The organism is Pseudomonas sp. R62, from assembly GCF_000257605.1.
GTDB classification, from domain to species: Bacteria; Pseudomonadota; Gammaproteobacteria; order Pseudomonadales; family Pseudomonadaceae; genus Aquipseudomonas; species Aquipseudomonas atacamensis.
Map to the genome: position 1 here is coordinate 2,111,976 of NZ_JH635999.1, position 6,177 is coordinate 2,118,152.

General features: G+C 59.0%; 6 protein-coding genes. 3 read left to right on the forward strand and 3 right to left on the reverse strand.

What is annotated here, in order from left to right; genetic code table 11:
* The 3 genes from OQK_RS27345 to ftsK form a co-directional block, all read right to left on the reverse strand.
* A partial coding sequence (locus OQK_RS27345; RefSeq protein ID WP_038861864.1) for an AAA family ATPase occupies positions 1-407 on the reverse strand: 407 nt, incomplete at its 3' end.
* Positions 408-602: 195 nt separating this feature from the next.
* Complete coding sequence (lolA, locus tag OQK_RS27350; protein WP_016775262.1) at positions 603-1,223, reverse strand: outer membrane lipoprotein chaperone LolA; 621 nt, start codon at positions 1,221-1,223, stop codon at positions 603-605.
* A gap of 67 nt (positions 1,224-1,290) precedes the next feature.
* Complete coding sequence (gene ftsK, locus OQK_RS27355; protein ID WP_016775263.1) at positions 1,291-3,699, reverse strand: DNA translocase FtsK; 2,409 nt, start codon at positions 3,697-3,699, stop codon at positions 1,291-1,293.
* 521 nt (positions 3,700-4,220) lie between these two features.
* Here ftsK and aat point away from each other — a divergent pair.
* The 3 genes from aat to infA all read left to right on the forward strand — a co-directional run bounded on the left by aat (position 4,221) and on the right by infA (position 5,998).
* Positions 4,221-4,901, forward strand: a complete 681-nt coding sequence (gene aat / locus OQK_RS27360) for a leucyl/phenylalanyl-tRNA--protein transferase (RefSeq protein WP_038861865.1) — start codon at positions 4,221-4,223, stop codon at positions 4,899-4,901.
* A 58-nt stretch (positions 4,902-4,959) separates the two neighbouring features.
* Positions 4,960-5,667 (forward strand): arginyltransferase, encoded by a 708-nt coding sequence (locus tag OQK_RS27365; protein ID WP_016775265.1) that lies wholly within the window; start codon positions 4,960-4,962, stop codon positions 5,665-5,667.
* 112 nt (positions 5,668-5,779) lie between these two features.
* Entirely contained in the window at positions 5,780-5,998 is a 219-nt protein-coding gene (gene infA, locus OQK_RS27370) for a translation initiation factor IF-1 (RefSeq protein ID WP_002553999.1), read from the forward strand.
* The last annotated feature ends 179 nt before the right edge of the window (positions 5,999-6,177 follow it).

Consider the following 6,177-nt stretch of genomic DNA (forward strand, 5'->3'; position numbering starts at 1 on the left):
ATGAAGATCAGCGTGCCGTCTTCAACGTAGGGCAGAAACGCGTCTTGCTGCGACTTGTTGAAGCGGTGCACTTCATCGACAAACAGGATCGTGCGCTTGCCGTACTGGCCGGCCTGCTGCTTGGCGATTTCAACGGCCTGGCGGATTTCCTTGACCCCGGCGAGCACCGCCGAAACCGTTTCGAAGTGCGCATCGGAGACTTCTGCGAGCAAGCGCGCCAGGGTGGTCTTGCCCACGCCCGGCGGCCCCCAGAAGATCATCGAATGCAGCGCGCCCTGCTCCAGCGCCTCACGCAGAGGCTTGCCGCGAGCGAGCACGTGTTCCTGACCGACGTACTCATCCAGATTGGCTGCACGCAGACGCGCGGCCAAGGGTTGAGCAATCGGTGCACTGCGAAACAGATCCATCACGTAGCGTTGAAACCTCTGATTTTCTGAAATCTGCTGAAGAACCTGTGGTGAGGGGATTTATCCCCATTGGGCTGCGAAGCGGCCCCAAAAGCGACGACTGCTGCGCAGCCGGACGGGGATAAATCCCATCGCCACAATAGCTCCTCAATAGCAGGCCATCACCACAAAGGCCCTGGCACAAAGGGCCGGTGTTTATTCCTGGATAACGTCGGCACCCTTGGGAATGTCGAATTTGAATTTGGACGCTGGCACCGCTTCGTTGGCCTTGACCCCGGTAAACAGGATATTGGTGCGCTGGCCGACGCTGTCAATCAGTTGCATGTCATTGAGCAGGCCGTTGCGGAACGACAGGCGCAGGTTGTCGAACAGGGTGTCCTTGGTTTTCGGCTTGAGAGTGAAGTCGATCACGCCGCCCGCCTCTTTCGCGCTGATATCGAAGCTCTGGCTGATCTTCGAGACATCACCGGACAGCAACAGCGCTGGCGTCTGGGTCAGCCGCTCGTCGAGCTTCTTGATGGTTGCCTGCTCCAGATCCGGGTCCCACAGGGTGACTTTCTTGCCGTCGGAGACCATGGTCTGCTCGGCCGGCGCGTTGGTGTGCCAGTAGAACAGGCCCGGACGCTGCAGGGTCATGTTGCCGGTGGTTTCCTGCAACTGGGTGCCGGTGCCGTCGAGGGTCAACTGCGAAAAGTTCGCCGACAGGGTTTTCGATGTTTCGAGCAATTGGGTCAGACGCGCCACGTCCTTTTCATCGGCGTGGGCCGTGAGTGTGGTCAGCGCCAGTACTGGCAACAGCATGCGGATAAGGCGCATGAGAGTCCTCTTGAATACTCGTGGGAAAGCGGGTGGCGCGTCATTGCGCCACCCGAGTCGTTGCGTTTCAGTCGCGTACCGGGCCCGGGGCCAGGACTTCACGCGAACCGTTGGTGTTCATTGAGGTAACAACGCCGGCCATCTCCATCGCCTCGATCATCCGCGCGGCGCGGTTGTAGCCGATCTTCAGCTTGCGCTGCACAGCGGAAATCGACGCGCGACGGCTTTCGAGGACGAACTGCACCGCTTCGTCATACAGCGCGTCGGCTTCCGGATCATCCCCGTCGCCACCGCCACTGCTGCCTTCAAAGCCGCTGCCTGCCTCTTCGACACCGTTGAGAATGTCGTCGTTGTATTCCGGCGCGCCGCGCAGCTTCCACGCTTCGACCACGCGGTGAACCTCATCGTCGGAGACGAATGCGCCGTGGACGCGGATCGGCAGACTGGTGCCCGGCGGCATGTAGAGCATGTCACCGTGACCGAGCAGTTGCTCGGCGCCACCCTGGTCGATGATGGTTCGCGAGTCGATCTTGCTCGATACCTGGAACGCCATACGGGTCGGGATGTTGGCCTTGATCAGACCGGTGATCACGTCCACCGACGGGCGCTGGGTCGCGAGAATCAAGTGAATCCCTGCCGCACGCGCCTTTTGCGCAATACGGGCGATCAGTTCTTCAACCTTCTTGCCGACGATCATCATCATGTCGGCGAATTCGTCCACCACTACGACGATGGTCGGCAGTTTCTGCAGCAGCGGCGCTTCGTCATGAATGCTTTCGCGCTTGTACAGCGGATCGCTCAACGGCTCGCCGGCATCCTGGGCTTCCTTGACCTTGGCGTTGAAGCCGGAGAGGTTACGCACGCCCATTTTCGCCATCAGCTTGTAGCGACGCTCCATCTCGGCAACGCTCCAGCGCAAGGCGTTGGCGGCGTCCTTCATGTCGGTCACAACCGGGCAGAGCAGGTGCGGAATGCCTTCGTAGATCGACAGCTCAAGCATTTTCGGGTCGATCATGATCAGCTTGGCGTCGTCCGGGCCGGACTTGAACAGGATCGACAGGATCATCGCGTTCACGCCCACCGACTTACCGGAACCGGTGGTACCGGCCACCAGCAAGTGCGGCATCTTCGCCAGGTCGGTGATGACCGGCTTGCCGCCGATGTCATGACCGAGCGCCAGGGTGACCGGCGATTTGAAGTTGTCGTACTCGGGGGTCGACAGCACCTCGGAGAAACGCACGATCTGGCGGTCTTCGTTGGGAATCTCGATACCGACGGTGGTTTTGCCCGGAATCACCTCGACCACCCGCACACTGGTCACCGCCAGCGAACGCGCCAGGTCTTTCGCCAGGTTGGCGATACGGCTGACTTTTACCCCGGCGGCAGGCTGGATTTCGTAACGGGTAATCACCGGGCCCGGGTGGATAGAGTCAACGGTGACTTCGACGCCGAATTCCTTGAGCTTGATTTCCAGCAAGTGGCCGACCGCTGCCAAGGATTCAGGCGAATAGTTGAGCTGTTTCTTTTCCGCAGGATCAAGAATGGAGATCGGCGGCAAGGTGCCTTCGACCGCGCTGTCGACGAACAACGGCGCCTGCTTCTCTTTCTGTACGCGCTTGCTCGGCTCTGGGGCCTTGACCGGTGCCGGCGCGATCACCGGTGGCACCTGCTTCTCGCGGTCGGACATGTGCTTGCTCAGCGCTTGCTCACGCTCGATCAGGCGTTCCTTGACCTTGGCCTGTTCACGCTTGTCGGTGACAGTCGGTGCGACCACATCATGGACGCGGTCATCAACCTCACGCAGTTGCGCGACCAGTTGCTTGCGCTCGGTGCGCGCCGACCACCAGCGGTTGAGCGCGCCTTGGAACAGTTCGAACAGATCGAGGGTGATCTTGCCGGTGACGTCCATCACCTTGAACCACGACAGGTCGGTGAATACGGTCAGGCCGAACAGGAACAGCGCGATGAACAGCAGCGTGCTGCCTTGAATGTTCAGCGCATTCTTCGCCAGATCGCCAAGGCTTTCGCCCAGGGCACCGCCAGCGCCGGCCGGCAGACCGGTCGCGGCATGGAAATGAATGTGCGCCAGCGCAGCACCGGAGAGCACGAGGAACACCAGACCGATCAGGCGCCAGGAAAACAGCCAGCCGCTCCACTGCCATGGTTCGTGGCGTTGACGGAAGATCTGGTACGCCTTGACCGCCAGCAGCAACGGAAAAATATAGGCGAAGTAGCCGAGCACCATGAACAGGATATCGGCGCTGTACGAGCCGGCCGGGCCGCCGAAGTTCTGCACATCGTCGATCTTGCTGTTATGGCTCCAGCCCGGGTCGTCCTTGCCGTAAGTCAGCAAAGCCATCATCAGGAACAGGCACAAGGCGCCGATGGCGATCAATGCACCTTCCTTGAGCCGGTAGTGCAGTTGCTGGCGCCAGAGCGGAACGACTGTTTTGGGTGCTTCGGTGGTCTTCTTCAAAACGCTTCTTTTCCTGCGCCCGAGGCGCGTCCATCTATTGAATGACGATAAAAAACTGCCCAATCCAGGCAGGTAAAAAAGGTGAAAAGCTCAACTGGGACTACTTTTAACACTGTGCCACTGGTTTTATAAACACAGCCATAAACACTGTGCGCAGCGAAAAGCCCGTCACAACCCGGCATTGTACGGGTTTGTGCGTCCGATGCCATGTTTGAGACCCCAGCCTTGAGCATAGCCAAACGTACATGCACTGCGTTGCAATTGGAGCATGCATTGTCTTTTGTGACAAAGGCTTATGAGCTGTATTTGATGAACGTAGCGAACCTGGCCGGATCAGGCTCACAGGAATGCTCGACAGCATCGACACGGCGACGCTTACGACCACGGGCGACACATCAAGTTGCAGCTCAATGCTCACTGCAGCAGACATCTGTGCAGGACAGCGGCCCCGTTTCGCGGCAAACTCTTTCGCGGGGCCTGCACGCCCCTGACTGCCCTCCCCTTCTGCAAGCCTGGATGCCATGCTGACTTGGTTACAACGTAACTCCCTGACCTTTCCGCCACTGGAAAAAGCCATGCGCGAGCCGAACGGATTGCTCGCCGCCGGCGGCGATCTTTCCGCCGACCGCCTGATCCAGGCCTATCGCCACGGCTGCTTTCCCTGGTTCTCCGAGGGCCAGCCGATTCTCTGGTGGTCGCCAGACCCTCGCACCGTGCTGTTTCCCGACGAACTGCACGTCTCGCGCAGTCTCGGCAAGCTGCTGCGCAAGCAACGCTATCAAGTGACCTTCGATCAGGATTTCGACGCCGTCATCCGCGCCTGCGCTGCACCGCGTGATTACGCCGACGGCACCTGGATCACCGAGGCCATGCAGGATGCTTACGTAGAATTGCATCGGCGCGGTTTCGCTCATTCGGTTGAGGTCTGGGACGAGGGACAGCTGGTCGGCGGCCTGTACGGCCTGGCGATGGGCCAACTGTTTTTTGGCGAGTCGATGTTCAGCCGTGCCGACAACGCGTCCAAATACGGCTTTGCCACGCTGGTGAAGCATTTGAAAGCCGCCGGGTTCGTGCTGATCGATTGCCAGATGCCGACCGATCACCTGCACAGCCTTGGTGCGCGATCCATTCCGCGGGGCGAATTCGCCGACTATCTGCAGCGCCATCTCGACCAACCGAATTCGGCGACCTGGGTTTGCTGAGCGACTTTTGCGCAGGTGGCTTACACTTAATCCACCAGCTTATCCCGAGGGTTGATTCATGACCGAGTTGGCGCGTTTGAAGTTTTATGCCACTCAGCCCCACTCTTGCAGTTATCTGCCCGAGGAGCAGGCCACGACGCTGTTTCTCGACCCGAGTCAGCCCATGGATGTGCATGTCTACGCAGACCTGTCGGAAATGGGCTTTCGTCGCAGCGGCGATCATCTGTACCGGCCGCATTGCCAGAATTGCAATGCGTGCGTGCCTGCGCGCATTCCTTCCGCCCAGTTCATCGCCAATCGCCAGCAGAAGCGTATCTACAAACGCAACGCGGATTTGCAGGTGCAACCGGTCAAACCGCACTTCAGCGAAGAATATTTCGACCTCTACCAGCGCTACATCGAACAGCGCCATGCCGACGGCGACATGTACCCGCCAAGCCGTGATCAGTTCTCGACGTTCCTCGTGCGTGACCTGCCCTTCTCGCGCTTCTACGAGTTTCGACTCGACGGACGGTTGCTCGCGGTGGCGGTCACCGATCTGCTGCCCAACGGCCTGTCGGCGGTGTACACCTTCTACGAACCGAACGAAGAACGCCGCAGCCTCGGCCGTTACGCAATACTCTGGCAAATCGCCGAGAGCCAGCGCCTGGGACTTGAGGCCGTGTACCTGGGTTACTGGATCAAGAACTGCAAAAAGATGAATTACAAGACGCAATATCGACCCATCGAATTGCTGATCAATCAGCGCTGGGTCATCCTGAACTGAACCTGCGGCCTAAACCCCTTGGCGTAAACACCATTTTTCGGGCACAATGCACGCCGCTTTTGCCTGGCGCAGTTGCACCGGGCCATTCATTGGATACCGAGGGCTTTACTGCATGTCGAAAGAAGACAGCTTCGAAATGGAAGGCACTGTCGTCGACACCCTGCCCAACACCATGTTTCGTGTGGAGTTGGAAAATGGGCACGTCGTAACCGCGCATATTTCCGGCAAGATGCGCAAGAACTACATTCGTATTCTTACCGGCGACAAAGTGCGCGTCGAGCTGACGCCCTATGACTTGAGCAAAGGGCGGATCACTTACCGCGCTCGTTAATCAAGTCAATACAGAACGCCCGGGTAATGCCGGGCGTTTTTGTGTCTGCGTTTTGAGGTTTTGGGGCTGGCGGTTTCGCGCTTACAGCATGCAAATCAAAAGATCGCAGCCTTCGGCAGCCCCTACGATTGGATCGCGCGTATTAGACAGAAACGGGTTGACCTGCGGGCCGCCTTCGC